The sequence below is a fragment of the Corynebacterium renale genome (assembly GCF_002563965.1).
Taxonomy (GTDB): Bacteria; Actinomycetota; Actinomycetes; order Mycobacteriales; family Mycobacteriaceae; genus Corynebacterium; species Corynebacterium renale.
Genome location: NZ_PDJF01000001.1, coordinates 643,262 through 666,247, shown reverse-complemented (window position 1 = coordinate 666,247; position 22,986 = coordinate 643,262). Strand labels below are relative to the sequence as shown.

General features: G+C 61.2%; 22 protein-coding genes. 14 read left to right on the top strand and 8 right to left on the bottom strand.

From position 1 onward, the window contains the following. Positions 1 to 5: 5 nt before the first annotated feature. From cas7e to ATK06_RS03190, 7 genes are all read left to right on the top strand, one after another. Positions 6 to 1,142: a type I-E CRISPR-associated protein Cas7/Cse4/CasC gene (gene cas7e / locus ATK06_RS03220; protein WP_048378677.1), complete on the top strand. Its 1,137-nt coding sequence runs from the start codon at positions 6 to 8 to the stop codon at positions 1,140 to 1,142. Then, the gene (cas5e, locus tag ATK06_RS03215) at positions 1,142 to 1,864 is read left to right on the top strand and encodes a type I-E CRISPR-associated protein Cas5/CasD (protein ID WP_048378678.1); all 723 of its coding nucleotides are present in this window, start codon (positions 1,142 to 1,144) and stop codon (positions 1,862 to 1,864) included. The genes cas7e and cas5e overlap by 1 nt, the downstream gene beginning before the upstream one ends. After that, positions 1,861 to 2,565, top strand: a complete 705-nt coding sequence (gene cas6e / locus ATK06_RS03210; RefSeq protein WP_098388831.1) for a type I-E CRISPR-associated protein Cas6/Cse3/CasE — start codon at positions 1,861 to 1,863, stop codon at positions 2,563 to 2,565. The genes cas5e and cas6e overlap by 4 nt, the downstream gene beginning before the upstream one ends. 1 nt (position 2,566) lies before the next feature. Continuing rightward, positions 2,567 to 3,505 (top strand): type I-E CRISPR-associated endonuclease Cas1e, encoded by a 939-nt coding sequence (cas1e, locus tag ATK06_RS03205; protein WP_098388830.1) that lies wholly within the window; start codon positions 2,567 to 2,569, stop codon positions 3,503 to 3,505. Continuing rightward, positions 3,502 to 3,843, top strand: a complete 342-nt coding sequence (gene cas2e / locus ATK06_RS03200; RefSeq protein WP_048378684.1) for a type I-E CRISPR-associated endoribonuclease Cas2e — start codon at positions 3,502 to 3,504, stop codon at positions 3,841 to 3,843. Before cas1e ends, cas2e begins: the two co-directional genes overlap by 4 nt. 224 nt (positions 3,844 to 4,067) lie before the next feature. Next, positions 4,068 to 5,261: a hypothetical protein gene (locus tag ATK06_RS03195; RefSeq protein WP_048378686.1), complete on the top strand. Its 1,194-nt coding sequence runs from the start codon at positions 4,068 to 4,070 to the stop codon at positions 5,259 to 5,261. A 15-nt stretch (positions 5,262 to 5,276) separates the two neighbouring features. After that, on the top strand, positions 5,277 to 5,516 hold the full coding sequence (locus tag ATK06_RS03190; RefSeq protein ID WP_048378688.1) for a hypothetical protein: 240 nt from the start codon (positions 5,277 to 5,279) through the stop codon (positions 5,514 to 5,516). A gap of 804 nt (positions 5,517 to 6,320) precedes the next feature. On the opposite strand, the gene ATK06_RS03185 is transcribed toward ATK06_RS03190, so the two are convergent. Both ATK06_RS03185 and ATK06_RS03175 read right to left on the bottom strand, forming a co-directional pair. Further along, positions 6,321 to 7,805, bottom strand: coding sequence for a SulP family inorganic anion transporter (locus tag ATK06_RS03185; RefSeq protein ID WP_098388829.1), 1,485 nt, complete (start codon positions 7,803 to 7,805; stop codon positions 6,321 to 6,323). 894 nt (positions 7,806 to 8,699) lie between these two features. Next, positions 8,700 to 10,232 carry an LGFP repeat-containing protein gene (locus ATK06_RS03175; protein ID WP_098388828.1) on the bottom strand — a complete coding sequence of 511 codons (1,533 nt, stop codon included), beginning with the start codon at positions 10,230 to 10,232 and terminating at the stop codon, positions 8,700 to 8,702. 150 nt (positions 10,233 to 10,382) lie between these two features. Here ATK06_RS03175 and ATK06_RS03170 point away from each other — a divergent pair, with 150 nt between their 5' ends. From ATK06_RS03170 to ATK06_RS03160, 3 genes are read left to right on the top strand one after another with little or no spacing between them, the layout of a single operon-like run. Continuing rightward, positions 10,383 to 11,702: an MFS transporter gene (locus ATK06_RS03170; RefSeq protein ID WP_231913570.1), complete on the top strand. Its 1,320-nt coding sequence runs from the start codon at positions 10,383 to 10,385 to the stop codon at positions 11,700 to 11,702. 7 nt (positions 11,703 to 11,709) lie between these two features. Continuing rightward, positions 11,710 to 12,654: a glutathione S-transferase family protein gene (locus ATK06_RS03165; RefSeq protein WP_048378776.1), complete on the top strand. Its 945-nt coding sequence runs from the start codon at positions 11,710 to 11,712 to the stop codon at positions 12,652 to 12,654. Positions 12,655 to 12,662: 8 nt separating this feature from the next. After that, entirely contained in the window at positions 12,663 to 13,631 is a 969-nt protein-coding gene (locus ATK06_RS03160; RefSeq protein ID WP_098388827.1) for a glutathione S-transferase family protein, read from the top strand. Here the strand turns inward: ATK06_RS03160 and ATK06_RS03155 are convergent. Beyond that, on the bottom strand, positions 13,621 to 14,568 hold the full coding sequence (locus tag ATK06_RS03155; RefSeq protein ID WP_083985871.1) for an esterase/lipase family protein: 948 nt from the start codon (positions 14,566 to 14,568) through the stop codon (positions 13,621 to 13,623). The genes ATK06_RS03160 and ATK06_RS03155 overlap by 11 nt on opposite strands. A gap of 19 nt (positions 14,569 to 14,587) precedes the next feature. On the opposite strand from ATK06_RS03155, the gene amn reads away from it, so the two are divergent. Both amn and ATK06_RS03145 read left to right on the top strand, forming a co-directional pair. Next, a complete protein-coding gene (gene amn, locus ATK06_RS03150; RefSeq protein ID WP_098388826.1) occupies positions 14,588 to 15,943 on the top strand; it encodes an AMP nucleosidase in 1,356 nt (451 codons plus the stop codon). 39 nt (positions 15,944 to 15,982) lie between these two features. Then, positions 15,983 to 16,948, top strand: coding sequence for an HNH endonuclease signature motif containing protein (locus tag ATK06_RS03145; RefSeq protein WP_098388825.1), 966 nt, complete (start codon positions 15,983 to 15,985; stop codon positions 16,946 to 16,948). Here the strand turns inward: ATK06_RS03145 and ATK06_RS03140 are convergent. From ATK06_RS03140 to ATK06_RS03125, 4 genes are read right to left on the bottom strand one after another with little or no spacing between them, the layout of a single operon-like run. Next, complete coding sequence (locus ATK06_RS03140; RefSeq protein WP_098388824.1) at positions 16,945 to 17,718, bottom strand: hypothetical protein; 774 nt, start codon at positions 17,716 to 17,718, stop codon at positions 16,945 to 16,947. The genes ATK06_RS03145 and ATK06_RS03140 overlap by 4 nt on opposite strands. Continuing rightward, a complete protein-coding gene (locus ATK06_RS03135) occupies positions 17,718 to 18,266 on the bottom strand; it encodes a PepSY domain-containing protein (RefSeq protein ID WP_048378779.1) in 549 nt (182 codons plus the stop codon). Before ATK06_RS03135 ends, ATK06_RS03140 begins: the two co-directional genes overlap by 1 nt. A 20-nt stretch (positions 18,267 to 18,286) precedes the next feature. After that, positions 18,287 to 18,679: a phage holin family protein gene (locus tag ATK06_RS03130; RefSeq protein WP_048378700.1), complete on the bottom strand. Its 393-nt coding sequence runs from the start codon at positions 18,677 to 18,679 to the stop codon at positions 18,287 to 18,289. A gap of 10 nt (positions 18,680 to 18,689) precedes the next feature. Beyond that, positions 18,690 to 19,259, bottom strand: coding sequence for a TetR/AcrR family transcriptional regulator (locus ATK06_RS03125; protein ID WP_083985862.1), 570 nt, complete (start codon positions 19,257 to 19,259; stop codon positions 18,690 to 18,692). Positions 19,260 to 19,332: 73 nt separating this feature from the next. Between ATK06_RS03125 and ATK06_RS03120 the strand changes: the two genes are divergently transcribed. Together ATK06_RS03120 and ATK06_RS03115 are read left to right on the top strand one after the other, a co-directional pair. Continuing rightward, complete coding sequence (locus ATK06_RS03120; protein ID WP_048378702.1) at positions 19,333 to 19,932, top strand: hypothetical protein; 600 nt, start codon at positions 19,333 to 19,335, stop codon at positions 19,930 to 19,932. Next, on the top strand, positions 19,929 to 21,848 hold the full coding sequence (locus tag ATK06_RS03115; RefSeq protein WP_231913571.1) for a YhgE/Pip family protein: 1,920 nt from the start codon (positions 19,929 to 19,931) through the stop codon (positions 21,846 to 21,848). Before ATK06_RS03120 ends, ATK06_RS03115 begins: the two co-directional genes overlap by 4 nt. Here ATK06_RS03115 and ATK06_RS03110 read toward each other — a convergent pair. Then, the gene (locus ATK06_RS03110; protein WP_048378705.1) at positions 21,837 to 22,979 is read right to left on the bottom strand and encodes an ROK family transcriptional regulator; all 1,143 of its coding nucleotides are present in this window, start codon (positions 22,977 to 22,979) and stop codon (positions 21,837 to 21,839) included. The two genes, ATK06_RS03115 and ATK06_RS03110, sit on opposite strands and share 12 nt — an antisense overlap. Between the last annotated feature and the right edge of the window lie 7 nt (positions 22,980 to 22,986).

Below are 22,986 nucleotides of genomic sequence, written 5' to 3'. Positions count from 1 at the left end.
TAAACATGTCCCTCGTCATTGATATCCACGCCCTTCAGACCCTCCCTCCATCACTGATCAATCGTGACGACACCGGTGCTCCGAAATCAGCAGTGTTTGGTGGTGTGTCACGTCAACGTGTTTCGTCGCAGTCCTGGAAGCGAGCAATCCGCAAAGACTTCAACGACCGCTTCTCGCCGGAGCTTGTCGGAAGCCGTTCCAAGCGTCTACCTGAGCAAATTGCACGGCTGCTCGAAAAGCGTGGAGATGTCGCGCAGGCAGATGCTATCGGGCGTGTAGAGCAACTTTTCAAAGCTGCAGGTATCAAAACGGTCGTCGAGAAGCCATCCAAAAAAGATGCCGAAGATACTGAACACAACCCATATCCGCAGACCTCCTATCTCATTTTCTTGAGCCCCGCCCAGGTTGAGCGTGCAGTCACGACGCTTATTGAGAAAGAGGGCGAAAAGCTCAAGAAGTCTGAGGCTCAAGAGATTCTCGACACCGACCATTCTGCTGACATGGCAATGTTTGGACGTATGGTTGCTGACGACGCAGCGTACAACGTTGACGCCGCCGTCCAAGTCGCGCATGCAATTGGTGTGCACGCTTCTGCTCCGGAATTTGATTTCTTCACCGCTGTCGATGACCTTGCAGAAGCTGGCGAAGAAACAGGCGCAGGCATGCTAGGCACTGTCCAGATGATGTCCTCGACGCTGTACCGCTATGCGACGGTCAACGTGGAAGGCCTAGAAAAGAACTTGGGATCGCAGCAAGCGGCAAATGAGACACTGAAGTATTTTGTCGATTCGTTCGTCGCCTCCATGCCCACCGGCAAGATCAACACTTTTGCCAACCAGACACTTCCAGAGCTGGTGTACATCACAGTGCGCGACAGCCGTCCGGTTTCCTTGGTCAATGCTTTCGAAGATCCTGTTGAAGCCGACAATGATCGCGACCGTCGTACGGTAGCTGCCGACCGCCTGGCCACAGAAGCAAAGGAAGTTCAGGAAAAGTATGGCTTCGTTCCCAAGGCGGCATATGTAATCGGTTTGGGTAACCTGGCTGATTCTTTCAAAGAGATCGCGCAGGAAGTTACGTTGCCTGAGCTCGGTGAGAAGCTAGTAGCTGAGGTCGAGAAGCTCCAGCAAGGTGCAGAGTAATGAAGCATTCACTCCTTCTTCTCCTCAAAGGACCAATGCAGTCCTGGGGCGATGAGTCACGCTTCAAAACGAGGGCTACCGCCCCGACGCCGACGAAATCGGGCATCATCGGCCTCATCGCTGCTGCGCAGGGGCGACGCCGAACTGACCCCGTCGAAGATTTAGTTGAGCTACGCTTGGCAATCCGAGTCGACCAATCCGGTAGCTTATTGCGGGACTACCAGACGGCACAACCATGGATTACTAAGCCTTCAGCTCCAGCCCAATTGGTGACCAGGTATTTCCTTTCGGACGCTGCCTTCGTGGCTGCTGTTGAAGCAGATGACAAAGAGTTTTTGGAAGAGATCGCAAGCGCTTTACGCAAGCCCGCATTCCCCTTGTTTATGGGACGCAGATCTTGCCCAGTTCATCCTGGTCTGGTGATTGGCATCGTGGACGCTGATGCGGAAACAGCACTCCGTGAACATAAGGAATGGTACGCAACGCGTCAGCACAAGCGTGAGTCTCCTACGGAAGTATCATTGGCTGTTTATCGTGACGGTACTCCACAGGAAGCCGGTGGGATCGCCCGTCAAGACGTGCCGATTTCGTTTGATCCGCAGCATCGCAAATACGGGTGGCGTACTGTCGTTCGCGGCGAGGACGTGATCTTAGAAAATCCAGACGGTAAAGATCAGATCCTGGGTAGCGACATCTTCTTCGATACGGTGGTGAAAGCGTGACAACACTTACACGAATCTTGCTGAATCCAGCACGGCGAGCAGGACGTAAATACCTCACCGAAACTAACGCATTGCATGCTGCTGTGCGCAGTACATTTCCACCGGACATCCAGGAGGATGAGGCCCGCGTCTTGTGGCGTGTCGATTCGCATGAACACACTCATACGCTCTATATCGTTGGACCTGAGAAACCTACAGCAGATGGGATAGTCGCTGAGGCCGGATGGGAAACTCGGCCGGCGCAAAGTGCTGACTACACCCGTTTCTTGGACGGACTGATAAAAGGCCAGCGGTGGCGTTTTGAATTAGTAGCGAATCCGACCTATTCCGAGCGTCGCGAAGGGAAGCGCGGCAAGATTAAAGCACATGTTTCACCGCGTCATCAGCTGGATTGGTTATATAAGAAGGCAGACCTCCACGGTTTCGCCCTTGCTCCACGTACGGATGATGAAGCCTCTGAACAGGAACGGGAACGCTGGTCAGCGTTAGAACAAACCGGAGTTGTGCAACGCTGGACCGATGTATTCCACAAGAACCGCCAAGATGGGACCAAAGGTAACCCGGTGCGCATCGTTAAGGCGCGCTTTGCAGGAACGTTAGAGGTCACAGAGCCCGAGGCACTCCGCCACGCGCTTACACACGGAATTGGGCGCGCCCGTGGCTATGGGTGTGGGCTAATGACGTTGGCTCCGGTGAAATAGGATGCCAACACCACAAGAAGTTCCGATTACCCGTCATGCATTAGCACAGATGGGTGATCGGATTTCTTTTCTATACGTAGAACGAGCAGTGGTTAACCGCGACGGAAACGCTTTAACCATTACAGACAAACGCGGAACCGCACACGTACCGGCTACACAACTCGCGGCACTACTTCTTGGACCTGGCACCAGGATTACTTATGCTGCAATGGCTCTGCTTGGCGACGCCGGTGTGTCCACCGTATGGGTGGGGGAGCGTGGCGTGCGGTATTACGCCTCCGGTCGTCCGCCAGCAAAATCTTCCCGCATGGCAATTGCGCAGGCAGAAATTGTGACCAACCAGCGGAAACGATTAGATTGTGCCCGCAAGATGTACGGGTTACGTTTCCCCGGTGAGGACGTTTCTGGCCTGACGATGGCCCAACTACGGGGCCGTGAGGGAGCACGCATGAAAAAGGTGTACGCGCAGGAAGCAGAGCGCACCGGAGTCTTTTGGGACCGGCGTAGCTACGACCCCAATGACTTCGATTCAGGATCCCCAATAAACCAAGCACTGACCGCTGCAAGTGCTGCTCTTTATGGCATAGCACACGCAGTAATCGCAGGTCTCGGCTTTGTTCCTGCGTTAGGCGTTGTACACACGGGAACCGACCGTTCCTTTGTCTATGACATCGCTGACCTCTACAAAGCGGAAATTGCAATTCCTGCCGCATTTGACGCCGTGGCGGCAGCGCAAGGAACACCACACATTGAGGTGCGGCGGAAGATCCGGGACGCGGTCGTCGAAAAGCGGCTCATGCAGCGCATGGTGTCTGACCTGAAGTATGTCATGGACATTCCTGACGACGATCTCATTTCAGATGCTGAACTGATGCTGTGGAGCGAACTCGAAGTTATTGCTTCCGGGATTAACTGGGCCGAGGAAGAACTGAAATCATGATGGTGCTCGTGGTAACAGCTTGCCCTGCAGGACTTCGTGGTGATTTGACCAAGTGGCTCATGGAATTGAGCCCGGGCGTATTCGTCGGTAACCCTTCCGCGCGCGTACGCGAACTATTGTGGGAGCGCACTGTCGACTTGTGCAAAGATGGCCGGGCATTGCTTGTACAGTCAGCGGCAAATGAACAAGGTATGGAGTTCAGGGAACACCGCCACAGCTGGAAACCCACCGACTTTGATGGTCTTACCCTGATGATGCGACCGGACAAACGTAGCTCGGCTCGTCGAACTGGATGGAGTAACGCCCGGCGACAGCGCAAGAAATACAACTCGCGGTGACATTCACGTACCCCGTCTCAACGCAAAAGTGACTTGCCTCGCCTTTACCTGCAAAGCTAATATGTAACACCAATACTGTTTTCTGCAGCGTCTAGCGCGCACCTTCACAACCATTGTCCTTGGGGCAACCGGTCAGGGGAGCGCCGTCCCGAGGCGTAGCACGGAAAAGTCCGCGGGATGTTGCATTCAGGCTCCCGCCAATTGTAGAGCGGAGTAAGCCCATCATGTCTGTCCTTTCGGTGACCGTAATTATTTTGGGGTGTATCGCGGTCGGGGAAATCCTGTCCGCATTGTCGAAGGCGCGCATCCCATCAATCCTGGTGGCCATGCTGCTGGCGTTCGTCCTGGCTAACCTCGGTTTCTTGCCGTATGAGATGGCGATGGCATCCGCGCTCGTGGCGTTTGGTTCGTGGGCGCAGTCGGCGGTCATGATTCACATGGGTTCGCTGATTCCGATTGGTAAGTTGCTGGTGCAGTGGCGTCCCGTCGCTATTGCGGTGTCGGGCATTGTTATGGCGGCGGCCTTCGTGCTGGGTATCGGTACGTGGCTGTACGGTTTCGACATTGCGGCGGCGTCGGTTGGCCCGATGACCGGTGGCCTTGTCGCGACGACGCTCATGAATGAGGGCCTCCAGGGCATCCCGGATCTGGATCCGATGGCGCTCATGATCCCATCGATGCTGCTCATGGTGCAGTGTCTTCCGGGGATGCCGGTTGCGTCGACGTTGCTGCGTCGATACGCACTTGCCCACCGTGAGACCCTCACCCCCGAGCCCGGCCCTGAGGTCGGCGACGTCGAGGACCACATCGACGAGGACGGCGACCTCAACGACGGCCACCGCACCCTCATCCGGCTTCCCGACGCCATCGCCGACAACGCCTACTTCGCCCTCTTCATGGCAGTCGCCCTCGGCTGGGTCGCCCGCGTACTCGAAGACGCGACGGGCGTCAGCTACTCGCTGTGGGGCCTAGCGATCGGCTTCATCGGCGCATACATCGGCCTCGTGCCACGCCGCCCCCTGGAGAAAGCCGGCTCCTTCGGCATTATCATGGCCAGCCTGGTATTCCTGGTCATCGTGCCGTTGACGGGCTTCACCTTCGCGGACCTCGCATCCATCGCCGGCATTCTGGTCGTCATGATGATCGCCGGCTTCGGCGGTGTCTTCCTCGGCGGCGCCATCATGACCAAACTCGTCGGCTGGGACCTCCGCCTCGGCATCCCCGTCGCCCTGACCTCCACGTTCGGCTTCCCCGCCGACTACATGATCTCCCAAGAAGTGGTCAAAGCCACCGGCCGCACGCCGAAGGAGCGTGAGGCCCTCCGCGAACAGATCCTGCTCCCCATGCTCATCGGAGGCTTCTCGACGGTCTCCGCCGGCGCCATCGTCATCGTCTCTATTATTCTGTCCGTGCTGTAACTAAAATCCCGGCGTATGACCGCCGTAAAACTCACAGCCCAGGCCAGCGCTCTCATAGCGGTGGCCTGGGCTGTTGCGTACGCCCCGAGTCATTTCGACCAGGCCTACTCGTGGTGGCACTACCTAGCCGGCGCATACGCACTCGCGGTCGGCTTAGCAACCAAAGCGCCCTGGCTCATGATCTGCGCCGGGCTATGCATGGCGCTGCCATTACTGATCTTGGTGATCGGCTTCGCGTTCTTCTTCGGGGTGTAGGTTTCTGACCTGGGCAGACGGCTGTGAAGGTTACCAAACGCATGACGTGAAGGGGTCCAAACGCAGGCCACGGCTACGTCCGAAGTGCCGGTTCCGTGAATATTTGGTGCGCATCTTGTATACGCCAGGTCGCTGAAACGCTGGCTGTGCTGGCGACCTGGCGTATCAGGTTTGCGAGTCAAGGATTCACGCCCACAACGCTAGCCTTACGAGCCAGCCTTAATATCCCAGGTCAGTCTCGCCACGCTGCACAGCCGTGACCTGGGATATTAACGCCAGCTGATAAACATGCGGATACACGCATGCGTTGTGGGCCAGGCGGGCGCCGTGTTTGCGCGGGGCTGCCGAGAATTCTTCGTACGCACCAAGATCTCACCTGTACTTTTGCATGCCACACGCCTGAAACCGGAAGGGAATAGTCAGCCCGGCGCCACTGCGCCGGCCCTTCCGGTCCACGCCACTTTCACAAGCATGCTGGCTAAGGCGAGGCGCGCCCAGCACGCCACGGACTTTCCCATCCGGTGGGATTCGGGTGGCTTCAGGTTCCGATTTTCTGCAAGCGCGCTCACGCCCACAACGCTAGGCTTACGAGCCAGACTTAATATCCCAGGTCGCGCGGAGCCTAGCGCACGCCCGCGACCTGGGATATTAACGCCAGCTGATAAATATGCACGTCCCTGCGCACTTCCCGCTCCTAAGAGCAGCGCGTTTGCGCTGGCGAAGCGCGCAACGCTGGCCGGCCGCCCCGCGCTGGCGAAGCGCCCTGTCGCAGCGCTGGCGGGCCGGAGGGCGTCGATAAGCGGGCTAGATCTTGCGCAACTTCTCCAGCAACTCGCGGGAGTGCGCGTCCTGTAGTCCAACGATGCGGACCTCTTTGCCGCGCTCGGCGTACTTGTGCTGCACGGAGTCGAGTGTGGAGACGGTGGAGGCGTCCCAGATCTGGGTTTCGGAGAGGTCGATGGTGATGGGGGAGGGGTCGTCGGCGTAGGCGAAGGAATACACCAGGTCGTTGGAGGAGGCGAAGAACAGTTGGCCGGAGATCCGGTAGGTGGTGCCGTGGTCGGTTGCTTCGCGGGTCATGTTCGTGAAGTTGGAGACCTTGCCGGCGAACGCGATCATCGCGACGAGCACGCCCGCAATCACGCCGATCGCCAGGTTGCCGGTAAACACGGTCAGCGCGACCGTAATGAGCATGATCACGGTCTCAGCCAGCGGCATCGTGCGCAGCGTCTGCGGTTTGATCGAATGCCAATCCATCGTGCTGACCACCACAATCAGCATCACGGCGACGAGCGCGGCCATCGGGATCAGGCCGGTAATATCGCCCAGCGCCACCACCAGGACCAGCAGGAATACGCCGGAAATGAAGGTGGACATACGGGTCCGCGCACCCGCCTGCACGCCGACGACCGTCTGGCCGATCATGCCGCAACCGCCGATACCGCCGAACAGGCCGGCCGCCAGGTTCGCCACGCCCTGGCCCCACGTCTCGCGCGTCTTATTCGAGTGCGTTTGGGTGGAATCGTCGACGAGGTTCGCCGTGAGCAGCGATTCCATCGTCGCCACCAGCGCCATCGCCAGCGCGTACGGGAAAATAATCTTGAGCGTCTCCAGGTTCAGCGGCACGTCGGGAAGCAGCAGGCTAGGCCACGAATTCGGCAGCTGCCCCATGTCGCCCACGGTGGGCACCGTCCAACCGGCGGCCACAACGATGGCGGTCAGCACCACAATTGCTACTAACGACGAAGGCAGCGCCGTCGTCACCTTCGGTAGCAACCACACGATAAGCACGCCGACGACCACCAGCGGGTACACCAGCCACGGCACATCAATAAGGTGTGGCACCTGGGCGGAGAAAATCAGGATAGCCAGCGCGTTCACGAAGCCAATATTCACCGAACGCGGGATGAACCGCATCAGCTTAGCCACGCCACCGATGCCCATCAGGATTTGGAGGACGCCGCCGAAAAGAACCGTGGCGATCAAGTAGTCCATCCCGTAATCCCGGACCACCGGGGCGATGACCAGAGCGACGGAACCAGCGGCGCCACTCATCATCGCCGGGCGTCCGCCCGAAAACGCCACCACGATAGCAATCGCAGCCGACGCGAAGAGGCCCACCTGCGGGTCCACGCCCGCCAAGATAGAGAAGGAAAGCGCCTCCGGGATCATCGCGAACGCCACGACCAGGCCGGCGAGGACCTCCGTCTTGAACCGTCCGAACGAACTCAGTGACGCCCGGAATGAACTGACAACGTCCAGCGCTTCCGGACGATTTCTATGCGGCATGACCTTGTAACCCCATCTAAAAATTCAAATAGTTCCGATATAAAGGTATCGGGGTGCTGGGGTAGGGGCAAACGGTCCACGTTGCTTAGGCAGTTCGTCCGGCTGCTTCATTGTCTGACGCAGCCTCAGCATTATAGAGAGCAAAGATGCCACGGTAAATACACACGTAAAGAACAAGAATGTAGAGCCGGTATCAGCAAAACCAGGAAACTCAGACTAGCCAGGGTTGTGCCAAGCGTGCCAATGGATAAAGGGTCTAAGTATAAATGCTCCTTATGTGCAATTAAATAAAACAGCGACGCAGAGTTAAAACCATCGATAGTACCCACGCCAAGCGGTAGTAAAAGTCGAGTGAGCAGCTACAGATTATCCCCTGTGCGGTAGGCGACTGCGCCGTAATATATATTGCTGGCTCCTAAGCGTCCGCGATTCCGTGGACAATTTGTTGTGCGCGGTCGTGGGTGCGAAATGAAGAGGTGATGAATCGGTCACGTGGTCGGTGAATTCTTTTTTCGTTTCCACCAGTCCTGAATCAGGTGAGCACCTGCCGCAATGATAAACGGTGGAGTTATTAGGGTTGACCACTCCGCTAGCCCACTATAAAACGGCCCTGTCCCGGCGGTGGAAACTAGGAGAGCTCCCAGGAAAGCTGTGAAGGTTAATCCGATGATCCAAAACAGCCATTTCCTACTCGCCCAAGCCATGGGGATAGAGATAATGCAACAAATCTGGAACAAAAATCTGAGCATGAATGATGTTTCCCACAGGTAGATAGGGAAGGGGATCGGCCACACGCTAATCGAAATCAAACGCTCCTGGGGAACAAGATACGTGATGATGAGGAAAGGCAGGCTGGCGATAGCAAAGAATAGGGGTACAGAAAAACGGTTCATCTTAGAGATTCCCAATGTGGTAGCCCGTAACAGCAATGAAATAGATGTCGCGTGCATCAAAACAACCGTTTCGACGGAGATCCACTACGGAGTAATTGTTGGAACACACTTGATGAAGATCTTTCCATAGGGTCTTGTTGCACGGACCGTAACCGTTTCCTTGGGTATCGGCAACATCCATGCACAAGTCATGGCGGGCACAGGCACCCTCAAAACGAGCATTACGTCCAGGTGCTGGGAACTGGTCGGGACTCTTGGTGCAGAAGTCATGCCGACCGTATGCGGGCAGTTCTTTCAGCCACTCACGACAGGCCCAGTAATTGTAATGCCCAGGAATAGAAATTCCACCGAAGTCTGTAGTTGATGAATCGGGTAACGGACACACGCTTACTGACCGTGCACTTCTTGTCGCTAAACTTTCGGAGGAGGCAAGACCTGCCGGCTTGATTGCATTCTCTAGTGAAATCCTATGGTAATTGAGGTATTCGATAAGGAGGTTGCTTACTTCCTTACCGCCAACGTCGCGTACCCCAGCAGTCTCAAACTCCTCCGCAATGCTCAATTGTCCACCACTAAAGGGCTGGGCTACTGTCACCGGAACATCCGGGTCCATCACCGGTGCCCCTACCGGATACTCCCACCGAGAATCCGTGCCACCGCGCATATCCCACAGGTCATGAACCAACCCAAAACTCTCCCACGCACCATAAGCTGGATGCCAGGTGATCATCCCATTCTGAAAAACCTGATACCTACCTACACCATCACTAGCGACAAGCTCATCGGTAATAGGAAAACCAAGTACTGACTCCGGCCCACCGATAGCTTTGTAGCGTTCTAAGATCGCACCCCACACCACAGCCACATGCTGGCCCACACCTTCTAGCGGTCCCCCAAGAGCTGCCTTCGACCGGTAGACGGTACCGCCCTGAAATTCTTGTAACCACCCATCTAATACGTCCCCCTCTACTGGGCTGCGCCCAGTAGAGGTGACTTCACCACCACGCGGGTATCCCATAGGGCCTGCTTCCCACCCGTGGGCAGCCCATACCTGGGCAACACGGGTACTAACAGCGTGCGCGCCTGTTACCGGGTGCCAGTAAATAAACCCGTTTTGGAATTGTTGGCGTGCCCCCACCCCGTCAGGGTTACGCAGTTCTGGGCCAATAGGCCATAGTAACCAGGAGGTGGGTCCTCCTTGTTGGATGTACCGGTCTTTAATTGCCCCACATACCTGAAACTGGTTGAAAGGAATACTCATGCAATTTGATCGACTTGCACGGATCGGGGCAGACGCAAGCTTGAGTCGAGCTTCTTCCTGCAACGCTTCTACTTCAGCGTCGGTATACCCGCCAGAGCCTGCGACAACGGGGCTACGCTGCGCGTCTTGGATCCTAGCTTCAGGTGGAAGGGACGCGCGATAATCTGCGGCCGTGTCGGTGATCGTATTCTCGGTTGCTGTGGCGGGCGGTGCATTAAACGCTCCGACGGCAAGCAGTGCAGCCGCTACAGAAGCTGCGAGTTTTCTAAACATAAGTAATACCTTCTAGGGGGAAACTACAAGCGTCAGGGCGTAACAGTACACTTATACGGTGAGATGTGCAATGGTTACGCCGATTCGCTAATACTGGTCGGTCTAGGTAGGGTGGACCAGTCAGTCTAGATAGTACGATTGGAAAACCTCGTGACCACACAAACACAGCCCGCGGGCGGAAAGAAGATCTTCGGCGCTCTTATCGGTAGCGCGATGGAAGTCTTCGACTGGAGTATTTACACAACGTTCGCCGCGTTCTTCGCTTTCTCCTTCTTTGGGGGCGGCGGAAGTGATACGCAGGCGTTTATTAATTCGCTGGTCGTGTTTGCGGTCGGCTTCATTGCCCGGCCTATCGGCTCCCTGCTGTTCGGCTACATTTCGGACGTGCGTGGCCGGCGCGTCTCGCTTTTCCTGACCTCCCTCACCGCGTTGATTGGTACGCTGCTCATCGCGCTGGCGCCGTCGCACGCGCAGATCGGGGTGGGCGCGGCCATCATCCTGGTTGTGGCGCGCGTGGTCCAGGGCTTGGCGCATGGTGGCGAGCAGCCCGCCGCCGGCGCGTACATCGCGGAGCGTTCCACCCCGTACAATCGCGGCGCGCTTTCTTCCTTAATATATGTGTCCATCATGGTGGGTTCCCTGCTGGCCACCCTGCTGGGCGCGGTGCTCACTAGCTCGACCAGCAAGGAAGCGATGATCGACGGCCTGTGGCGCGTCCCTTTCCTGGTGGGCGGCCTCGGTTCTTTGATCGCCCTGTACTTCGTGTGGCGCTTGGAGGAGACGGAAGTCTTCGAGGCCGCTGCCGAAGACTCCGCAGCCAAGGCCACGAAGCGCCCGAACCTGTGGAAGGAGATGGCCCGCGCATGGCGTCCGGCCCTCCAGATTATTGGCCTGACCTTGGGCATTACGATCGCGTTCCAGAACTGGGCTGCGATGGTCGGTTTCCACATCTCTATCCTGCACGCCGATCCGGCGCACGCGCTGTGGACCGCGGTCGCCGCGAATATCCTGGCGATCATCGCGCTGCCACTGTGGGGCGCCCTGTCAGACAAGATCGGCCGCAAACCAGTCCTGATCATCGGCTTCGTAGGCCTGGCGCTAAGCACGTACCCGCTCATGCAGTTCCTTGACGGTTCGTGGCAGCACATGCTCATTGGCATGGGAACCTCGATGGTGTTGTTGGCTGCGCCGCTTTCGATCCTGCCGGCGCTCATGGCGGAACTCGTGCCCACCTCGATCCGCACGATTGGCGTGGGATTCTCGTACGCCCTGGCCACCGCCATTTTCGGGGGCACGGTCCCGGCGTTGCAGGCGTGGATTGGTGAAAACTGGTCGCCACAGCACTTCGGAATCTACGTCACGTTAACTGTGATCATTTCGCTTATCGTGACGTTCTTCATCCCAGAAACGCGCGGCAAGGACCTGTCAGAAGAGGCGACGACCGCCGACATGGACGTCGAGAAGCATTAGGAGAAACATGAAAGACCATCTTGCGGCCGAAGCCGGGGCCCGCGGCGAGTTCAAACGCCAGAGCAACCGCTTCACCGAACCGTTCGAACCCGCCGCCGGCAAGTATCGCCTGATTGTGGGCAACCTGTGCCCGTGGGCGCACCGGCAGCTCATCGTCCGCGAAGTCCTCGGCCTCCAGGACGCGATCAGCGTGGGCACCATCGACCCCATCCGCGGCGAAGACGGCTGGGAATTCAACCTGGACCCCGGCGGGGTGGATCCGGTGCTGGGCATCCACGAACTGCGGGAGGCATACCTCAAGGCAGACCCGCTTTTCGACGGCCGCCCCACCGTCCCCGCGATCGTCGAGATTGAAACCGGCAAGGTGGTCAACAATGACTACCACACGCTCTCGCACCGCTTCGAAACTGAGTGGACCGACTATCAGAAACCGGGCGCGCCGAACCTCTACCCCGAAGAACTGCGCGCAGAAATCGATGAACTCGCCGACTACATCTTCCACAACGTGAATAACGGCGTGTACAAATGCGGATTCGCCCGCACCCAAGAAGCCTACGAAGACGCCTACCGCGAACTCTTCGCCGCCCTCGACCGGCTGGAAGAACACCTCGCCGGCCGACGCTTCCTCATGGGCGACCACATCACCGACGTCGACGTCCGCCTCTGGGTCACGCTCGTGCGCTTCGACGCCGCCTACCACGGCGGATTCAAATGCAACCGCCAACGTCTCACCGAATTTCCCAACCTGTGGGGCTACGCCCGCGACCTCTACCAAACGCCCGGCTTCGGGTCGACCACCAACTTCGACCACATCAAACGCCACTACTACTCAATCCCACAGATCCGCAACGAATTCGGCATCGTGCCCGCCGGCCCCGACGAATCATGGTGGGACACCGCCCACGGCCGGGAAGTACTCTCGGCCACACCGACAGAAAAGTTCCGCAACTAGGAGGACACATGGCAATCAGCGAACGCACTAAAGAAACCGACGGAAAAGGCGGCTTCAAGCGCCAGACCTCGGCATTTACCACCTCATTCGGCGAGGGTGGCCTGCCGGTGGAGTCCGGCCGCTACCGCCTAGCCGTCGCGATGATCTGCCCGTGGGCACACCGCCAACTCATCGCCCGCGAACTCCTCGGCCTGCAGGAACACATCTCCGTCGCCGTCGCCGGGCCACGCCGCACCGAACACGGCTGGCGCTTCTACCTCGACGAAGGCGACCGCGACCCCGTACTCGGCATCGAGTACCTCGACGAGGCATACCGCGCCGCCGACCCCGACTACTCCAAGCGCGGCACCGTCCCAGCGCTTATCGACGTCACCTCCGGCAAAGTTGTCAACAACAACTTCCACCGCATGACCAACGAACTCGAAACCGCCTGGGCACCCCTCCACGCCGCGGACGCTCCCGACCTATACCCGGCTTCGCTGCGCCAGGACATCGACGAATTCAACGACTGGCTCTTCCACAACGTCAACAACGGCGTGTACAAATGCGGCTTCGCCACCACCCAAGCCGCCTACAACGACGCCTACGACGCCCTCTTCACCGCCCTCGACCAGCTGGAAGAACGCCTGAGCACCCAGCGCTTCCTGTGGGGCGACCACATCACGGACTCCGACATCCGCCTCTACGTCACCCTCGCACGCTTCGACGCCGCCTACTACGGCGGATTCAAAGCAAACCGCCAGCGCATCGTCGACTTCCCCAACCTGTGGGCCTACGCCCGCGACCTCTACCAAACCCCAGGCTTCGGTTCCACCACGGACTTCGACGCCATCAAGGAAGGCTACTTCGGCGGCGCCGGCGTCCTCTCCGAAGGCGCGGAGCCCATCATCCCGAAGGGCCCCGACCAGTCCGGCTGGGAACTCCCGCACGAGCGCGCGTCACTGTCCGCCACGCCGAACGAGCGCTTTAAGCGTTAACCAGCGCCGCGAGGTCCGCGCGCACCAGTTGGCGCACCCGGCGGTCGCGCGGCAAGTTGTCGTGGGAGACCACGCTGGTGGGGTCCAAGTCCTGGACCCACACGTTGCGCACGCGGGCACTTTCCCGGTCGGTGTGGAGGAAGGCGGTCTCGGGTGGCTGCACGACGGCGTCGTAATGCGTGGCGATGCACGTGTAGGACATACCTTCCTCCGTGTCGCCGTCGTCGTTGATGGACGCCAGGAAATCCGAGCCGTGAATCTGCTCAAAGCCGGCGGGCCCGAACCAGGAATCGATGATCGAATCCGCCATCCGGCGACCCACCTCGCCGGTGAGCGCCTGCGCCACGATCCCGCCGTGCGTAGTCCCATGGTGCGGCGCACCCAACGTGACTAGGTGGCGGATCTTGCCCGCCCCGCCGCCGTGGCGCATCCACCAGCGGGGGAGCACGCCACCTTGGGAATGGCCGATGACCACCGCCTGTTCGGCACCCGTGGCAGCCAGGACCGCGTCAATGTACGCGCCCACCTGCGCGGCACTGGAAGCCAGGGGGTCCGTGGCGCGATGACCGTAGGATACGGCGAAGGTGGCCCAACCGTCGTGACGCAACTCGGTACCCAGTTCCTGGAAATAGCCGGCACTTGCGCCCGTGCCGTGGACCAGAATCACCGGCCACGGGCGCTGCTTCGTGGGGCGGGCGCGCCAATCATCCTCCCAGTAGCCGCGCGGGCGCAGGCGGGCGAGAACCGGCAGGGAGCCGTCGTGATTCTCCAGCTCAGCCTGCTCGTTTTCGGACTCGTAGTGCTCCACGATGCGCCGCGCCGTGTCTTCCGGGAGCGGGGTCTCCTCCGGTGCGCCGTCGGAAAGCACGTCCGGGCTGATATTGTTCCACGCCTTGGCTAAAAGGCGGGTGAGTTCCTTCTTCAAATTCAGCGCCATAGCGCCTAGGGTAGTGGACATGGACGCCGTGAGAGCCCTGCAAGAGTTGTACAACACCGCCTGCGACACCGCCCGCGACATCTTCCACACCGGCCAGTGGGAACGATACGCCGAGGTCACATACCCCAAACTGATCATCGACGTCCTCGACTGGCAACCCGTCGACCGCACCTATTCCTTCGGCTACGTCGACGGGCCAGGCACCTACTCGGCGGTCCTGTCCAAACCTGGGCTCATCGCCGACTACCTGCGCGAGCAGATCGCCGCGCTCACGTCCCACTACCGGTGCGAAGTGAGAGTCGAACCTTCAGATATCCGCATCGCCCCCGAATACATCCGCGGCCTAGAAAACATCGGCGACCACCGCGCCCCCGAAGTACCGCGCCCCACCCTCGACGACGTCCACGACGCCATCATCGACAGCCACTGGGACGCCTTCCACGGCGCCGAAAAACCCCTCTTCCAATTCGGGCCCCAACGCTTCGACATCGCCTGCGCGCGCATCGAACACTACACCGGCATCCCGGTCGATAGCCTGCAAAAATACATCCTGTTCACCAACTACCCGATGCACACCACCGAATTCGTGCGCTTCGGCGTCGCCGAACTCGGGGGCCGCTACACCCACATGATGCTTGCCGACGGCACGCGCATCAACGCACACGTGGACGTCGACAAGCTCAACCTGGAATCCCGCAACCAGATGCCCCGCTTCGACCTGTGTGCCGAAGGCGGAACCGGAATAACCATTATCAATATCGGTGTCGGGCCCTCCAACGCGAAAACTATCACCGACGCGCTGGCCGTCCTGCGCCCCGAAGCGTGGATCATGATCGGCCACTGCGCCGGCATGGACGGGCGCATGCGCATCGGCGATCTCATCCTCGGCAACGCCTACCAACGCGAAGACCACGTTTTAGACTCGCATATTCCCCCTTCGCTCCCAGTCCCGCCGATCCCCGAAGTACAACGCGCGCTCGAGGCTGCCGTCGACGAAGTCTACGGCGACAAACAACACATCATGCGCACCGGCACCGTCTTATCCACCGACGACCGCAACTGGGAATGGCGCACCCCCGCCGAACTATGGGAATGGCTCCGCGGATCCACCGCCGTGGCCGTCGACATGGAATCCTGCGCACTCGCCGCCAACGGATACCGTTACCGCATCCCCTACGGCACCCTACTCTCCGTCTCCGACCTGCCGCTGCACGCCGTACCGAAACTCCCGGCTGGCGCGCAGGCGTTCTACGCCAACTCCAAACAAGCACACCTCATGTGCGCGGTCCGCGCGGTAGAAAAACTCGCCGAAAGCCCCGGGAAACTACACACCCGCAAACTGCGACGCACCCTGGGGGAAGTGCCGTTCAGGTAGGGGGTATGGAAAAGCGGCGCGCTGTGTATAGTGTGAGCCATGAGTACCCTCGGGGGGTTCCTCGCCGCATTAGCTTCAGGGGTGGAGCTGGTGAAGGAAACCGCAAACAAACAACACCTCATTGACCTTGGCGTGTCCACGACTCTTGCCGGCAAACTCGTGAAAGCCCACGAAATGCTGTTCGGCCGCACGAAATTCAGCCGCTACCAGGAGCGATGTCGTCGTTCTGCGGAAGGTAAATCGGTGGAAACGCTGATCGTCATTGCTGAAACGTCGGGCAGAATCAAGGACGAAAAAGCGCGGTGGGAATTCCGCGAAGAACTCTGCGCCCTGAACCTGGGCCCAAACTCCATGAAAACACTGGCCAACAAGCGGGTGAAGGAAATTCAGCCCACCGTGCGCAAGCCTAAAGTCGCGTATGCGCGGCACGACGGCAACATGGCCTCGTGCACGATCACAGCAGACCGCGCCACGATCGAGGACTTGCGCGCCCAGATTCAGACCGTCGATGATGTTACTGCGCTTTTCGACGGCTCCCTGTTACCGAAACAAAAAGGTAACCTGCACATCATCATCCATGACGAGCAACTCCGAAAAATCCTCGACGGTGAAGAAGTCCGCCTTCAGATGACCAACGGTGCAGAAATATCCTCCACCGAAATCATGGAACGAGCTTCCGACGACCTACTCTTCGGCACCATCATGAATCAGGTGCTCGGCCCCATCGACGCCTTCGAAACCGCGCGCTTCGCCAACTTCAAACAACGCCTCATGCTTGCCGCGCAATACCCGACCTGCGTGTGGGACGATTGCCGCGTCCCCTTCTCTGAATGCGAAATCCACCACATCGAACCGTGGGTGACCGGCGGGCCGACAAACCTGAACAACCTGGTCCCGCTGTGCAAATACCACAACCGAATCAACGACGACGCCCGCGCCGGCTCCTCCCGCGGCTACGTCATCAAAATGGACAACAAGGTGAGGCGGGTGTTCGCCAAAGCCTAATCCAACTGCAAGAGGGAAAGTTCTAGGTATTCCAGGTAGGTGCGCTGGCGCTCGTAGTCGGCGTAGACGAGGCCGCGTTGGCACCGGTCGACGTGCCGGCGTAGCCGGGCGGCGTGGGCTTCCAAAGCCGCGCGTGGCAGGGTGTACTGCGTCATGTCGGGAACCCGGACGCGGCCGCCGTAGTCGGCCACATTATCCGCCCACGCCAACAGTAGCGCCGGGTCCGGGTCGGTGAGCTTGTTCCACGCCATCACGTGGGTGCGCATAAGCATGGTCAGCGGGGAGTTGAGGCCCTCCGCGCGGGGGAAATGAGCAGCCAGGATGGCCACCCGGGCGAGCATGTCGGAGGCTTGGAGGTAGGCGGTGAGGGGGTCGTCGCGAAGCATGATACGCAGACCCGGGATCGGGCGAATGAGTTCCGCGGCGAGCGTATCGCCGGATGCGCGTGGCGGGAAGGAATACGCGCCGGGCATGCCGTCGAGGGTCGGGGCCTGCAAGCCGAGGGCCACGAGGTGTTGGCACATGTCGGCGTTCGCGGCGTCGGGGCAGAAGCAGACGGCGTCCAGTTGGCGGAAACGCAAACGCAGGCGCACATCGTAGGTGTGGCCTGCGGCGTCAGTCACGCTGCCGGCGGCCAGGTGGGGTGTGCGTTCATGGACGCGCACCCCGGCCTGGAGTTGTTCGGCAGCGGAATAGGTGGCGGGTGAAGAGTTAGCGCGCAAGAACCCCGGCGACAGCGTCGGCGGCAGGGGTCCGAGCGGCAGAAACACTACTGGGACTTTACCACCAGGTCGACGATGTCATTGCCGGATGCGTCCTCGAGGTCGACTTCCCAGCGCAGTTCGCCGTTTTCGCGGTCGAGCTCGATGTTGTCCAGGTGCGCGTCCGGGTGGGCGGCGAAGGCCTCGGCCAGGGCGTCCTTCACGGAGACGATCGCTTCCTGGGCTGCGCGGATATCGTCTTCGTCGCGCTCGCGTTCCTGTTCGGTGACGGAGGTGCCGTCGACGCGCAGTTCAACGGTCTCTTCGCCGGCGACGATCTGGATTTCGTAGGAGTTGGAGTTGTCCTCGCGGTCTACGGACACGACGGTGCCGTCAACCTGGTCAAGTGCTGCGTCGATGGCGTCTTCGACGGACTTCTGGTCGCCACCCTTGTTTGCGGCGGCAGCCGAAGTGGAGGAAGCAGCCGACGATGCGGAGGTTGCCGCCTCGGAGGACTGGGAGACGGTGACGGTCTCGGTGGTGGAATCGCCAGAGCATGCAGTGAGGAACAGTGCGCCGGCTACGGTTACGGAAGCAATAATACGGGATGTAGTCATGTCCACCACCGTACCAACTTTCAGCGGCGCAGGACGCGGGCCAGCGGGCCGATCACCCAGCCGACGAGCCCCATCGCGATCGCGCCGGTAAATGCGGCGCGTACCGTCGTCACGTCCAGACCAATGCCCGCGGCGCGGGCCGCCCACGCCTGCAGCCAGAACATTCCGGCATTCATAACCAGGGCGAACAAGCCCAGCGTGAGAATATTCAGCGGCAGGCTGACCACCCGCACGATGGGACGCACCAGCATGTTGACCAGCGCGAACACCAGGCCAGCGCCGAGGAATACCCAGGCGGGGTGGACGTCGGTGCCGGCGGTCTCCAGGGCGACGCCGGGCACGAAGGCCACGACCACGTAGAGGGCCACGCCCATGCCGGCGGCGTTAATCAGCAGGTTCCATAGAAAACGCATGGGCGTGAGGTTACCGGAGGGCGTCGATAAGCATGTCCACGAGTTGCGAATTAATATCCGGGCTCAGCGATTCGACGGCCGGGGGCGCGGGACGCGCCACGACGCACAACCCGGCGATGAGCTGCTCGGGGCGGATGCCCGGGCGGATGAGGCCGGCGTCCGACGCTAAGCGGAGAATTTCCTCCGATTGTGCGGTGGCTTGCGTGCGCAGGGTCTTGACCTCGTCGGGGAGGTCGTCCAGGTTGTCGGGCGCCAGCGCGGGCAGGAGAGTGGCCACGCCGAAGTCGACGAGCGTGTACACGAAATCCTCCCACGCGGCCTGCGGGTCGGCGGGGAAGTCGGCGATGATGTCCGTCTGCAGTTCGAGCAGCTGGTCCATGAGGTGCGTGGCGCAGGCGAGGCGCAGGCTGGCGCGGTCGGGGAAGTTGCGGTAGACGGTGGCAACTCCGACGTCGGCGTATTCGGCGACCATGTCGTGGGTGACGGCGTCGGGTTCTGTGGTGCGGTAGAGCTCGCACGCGATGCCGATGATGGTGGTGCGGCGCTTGCGGGCGTCGCTGCGCATTGGGGTGTGTGGCATGGCTTTAACTTTAGCTGCGCTACTATTGGCAAACAATTAATAGTAAACCCTCCACTTGTGGAAGATTGGACACATGAACGCACCATTGGAACTGCGCGCACTCCGCGTAGCCAAGGACGCCCCCGAATTATCCTTCGAGGTCACAGAGCCCTTCACCGTGCTGCGGACAGGACGTGAGAGTCACGCCTCCGCCACGGCACTCGTCATCGCAGGCAGGCTGCGGGCCACATCCGGAGAGGTGCTTATCGACGGCACCCCCGCCGACACCCGCGCCCGCTTCGCACACGTCGCCCTGGCCGGCGCGATGGAAGTTGATTCCCTCCCGCGCCTAGCCGATGTGCGCGCCGTCGTCCGCGAGCAGCTGGCGTGGGCGTCGCCGTGGTACAAGCCGGTGCCGCGCACCCCGGACGTCGCGGAACCTTTCGCCGCGGCCGGCTGCACCGCGGATCTGGGCGACGTGATCGGGGACCTGGATGTGGAGCAACGATTCCGCTTACGCGTCGCGCTCGCGCTGATCGCCCGCCCGGACGCGCGCCTGCTCGTCGTTGATGACGTGGACCAGGTCAAGAACATGGCAATCCGCGACCGCATCCTGGACACCCTGGCCCGCGCCCCGCTGCCGACCGTCGCCTTGTCCACCAACCCGACCGACTACCCGGAGGTGTCCCTATGATCGCTGGCCTGCACATTGGTTCCGAGCTGCGCCGCCTGCGCCGCGGCGTCCTGCCCCCGGTAGGTTTCGTGGTGATCTGCCTGCTGCCCCTCATTTTTGGCGGCCTGTTCCCGTGGGCCTACTTCGACCCGGTAGGCGGTTTAAGCCGCATGCCGGTGGCGGTGGTGAACTCGGACCGCGGCGGCACGCTCGGCGGGGAGCCGTTTAACGCCGGCGACCTGGTGGCCGACGAGCTGGAGAAAAATGACGCCGTGAACTTCATCCCCGTGTCGGCGGATGAGGCGCGCCGGGGCGTGGCCGACGGGACGTATTACTTGGCGATCGAGTTGCCGGAGGATTTCTCGGACGCCGCGACTTCGATCCGCGGGGAGAATCCGCAGTCCGCGACGATCAACGTCCAGCTGAACAACAACAATGGTTTCATCGCCTCCACGCTGGGCAATCAGGTGTCCACGACGGTGGTCAACACCGTTGACCAGCAGCTGGGCGAGCAAGTCACGAACCAGTTGCTGCTCGGCTATTCCACGGTGAAGGACGGCATGTCCACCGCCCGCGACGGGGCTGGCACGCTTCACGACGGCACCTCGTCCGCTCGCACCGGCGCCGAGGACCTCACCAGCGGTGCCGCCACCCTGGAGGAAGGTTTGGCCACCGCGGAGCAAGGCACGCAGCGCCTGCGTGAGGGCGCGTCCACCTTGGACGCAGGCCTGGCGAAAGCGGAGGAAGCGTCGGCGCAGCTTGCCGACGGCCTTTCCCAGCTCGACGCCGTGACCAACCGCGTGGGCCAGGGCGCCGATAATCTGCAGGCCGCCTTCGACCAGGCGGTCGCGCCGCTGGTGAACGCGTCGGCGGCGCTGCGTTCCTCGGGCCTGCCGGGCGCGCCGCAGCTGGCTGACCAGATCGATGCGGCGCTTCATGGCGTGCGCACCGAATCCCAGGCGGCGCAGCTGCGCGACGCCCTGGCGGCCTACCGCGCCGGCATGAATACGGCGACGGCGGGCGCGCACGCCTTGAACGAGGGGCTCGTGCAGCTCAAGGATGGGTCGGCGGCGCTGGTCGTCGGCGTGAATGCGGTGGCCGACGGTTCCTCCAAGCTGTCCGCCGGCGCGACCCAGCTGCGCACCGGTGCGGCCGCCCTGCGCGACGGCCTGGTCACACTCGACGACGGTTCCGGAGAACTCGCCTTCAAACTGGGGGAGGGCACGGACGCGGTGCCCACCTGGGAAGGCCAGCGGCTGAACGACGCCTCCGCCGTCGGCGGCCAGCCCGCCCACCGCGAACTCACCGGCGACGGCCTGACCAAGTTCGGCGTGGGCCTGGCGCCATTCTTCCTGTCCCTGGCCATGTTTATTGGCGGGATCATGATGTTCTTCGTACTCAACCCGCTGCAGCGCCGGGCCCTGGATTCGGGTGTGTCGCCGCTGCGCGCGGTGTTGGCGTCCTACCTGCCGGCGATCGTCGTCGGTACGCTGCAGGCCACGATTGTGTGGGCTGTGATTACGGGCCTCGTCGGCCTGGATCCGGCACGCCCGGGTCTGCTGTGGGCGGCGCTGGTTGGTGTGTCGTGGACGTTCGTTGCGGTGGTCCAGGCGATCAACGCGGCGGTGGGTGCGACGGCCGGTCGCGTGGTCGCGATCGCATTCATGGCGCTGCAGCTGGTGTCCTCGGGCGGGCTGTACCCGCCGGAGACGCAGCCGGCGTTCCTGCGCTGGTTTAATACGTACGACCCCATGACGTATTCGGTGAATATATTCCGCCAAGCGATCATCGGGCCGGGCCAGGGGGATCCGCGCCTGCAGCAGGGCGTGATCGTGTTGGCGTGCGTCTGGGTCGGCGCGCTTGCGGTGTCGTCGCTGGCGGCGTGGGCCAAGCGGGTGATTGCCCGCAAGGACCTGCACCCAGAACTAGCGATTTAGCACGGGGAACCGCAGCGGGTCACGCAGCACGGGGTCGAGCGCTGCGGCCCGCGCGATGGCCTGCACAATCTCATTGTGGGTGGGGATCAGGCGCAGCTCGGGGACGGTGTCCACGACCTGGCGGATAGCCTGCGAGAACGCCTTCGTGGTGCCCTTGTCCTCGGTGAAGGTGGAGCCGGCCAGCACGACGGTGCTGGGCTGGTACCGGGCAATCAATTCTGCGGTCAGGCGCGCCAGTAGGGTGCCGCGTTCGTCGAGGACCGCGCGCGCACGCGGGGTGGTTTCCGCGGATTTCACCAGCGCCTGCAGGGAGGGGGCGGGCAGGCCGGTGCGGCGCACGTGGGCCAGGAAGCCATCGGTGTTGAGGCTCGTTTCGGGGGCGTTGTCGCGCAGGCCCAGGGTCTCGGACGTAACGGCAGGTAGGGTGCGGATCTGCCAGGCACCGTCGTCGGTGGTGACGGCGGCGGAGAGGGAGTCGTCGGCGAAAAGGGCCAGCGTATTCGTGGTTTCCAGGCGCGTGAGTTCGGTGGAGTGGATCTCGCTGCCCAGGATGGCGGGCACCGCGCCGGAAATGCTGACGGGCACGTTGACGTGTTCGCGCAGGAGGTCGGCGGCGGGGACTGCTTCCCACCCGAGGTTGGGGGCGTCGACGGTGCCGTCGTTAAGCACCCTGCCTGACGTGGTGACGCCAAGTGCCGCGATGGTGTACTGCCCGGCGGCGAGCGTGTCGTGCAGGGCGGTGGACAGGGCGGCGAAGAAGTCGCGCGGGGTCATGTCGGCGACTGGGATGCGCACGGGGGTGCCGTGGACGCGGGTGCCGTGGACGGAGTAAATGCCCAGGAAGTGGTCGGTGGTGCCGATCGCGATGCCGGCGAACAGGGTGGGCACGCGCGGCATGTCGACGGGGATGGTGGGCCGGCCGCGGGTGCGTTTGGTGGCAAGGTCGGGGCGCTCTTGCGCAAAACCGGCGTTAATGAGGTTCGTGACCGCGCGCGTGATTGTGGGCTGCGAGAGGCCGGTGGATTCTACGATGGAGGCCCTGGTCAGCGGTTTTCCCTGCCGTAAGAGGTGGAGGGTGCGTGCTGCCGGCGTGGTCGGCCTGGCGAATGCGAGTGCTCCGGTCTGGTCCATGGTTGAC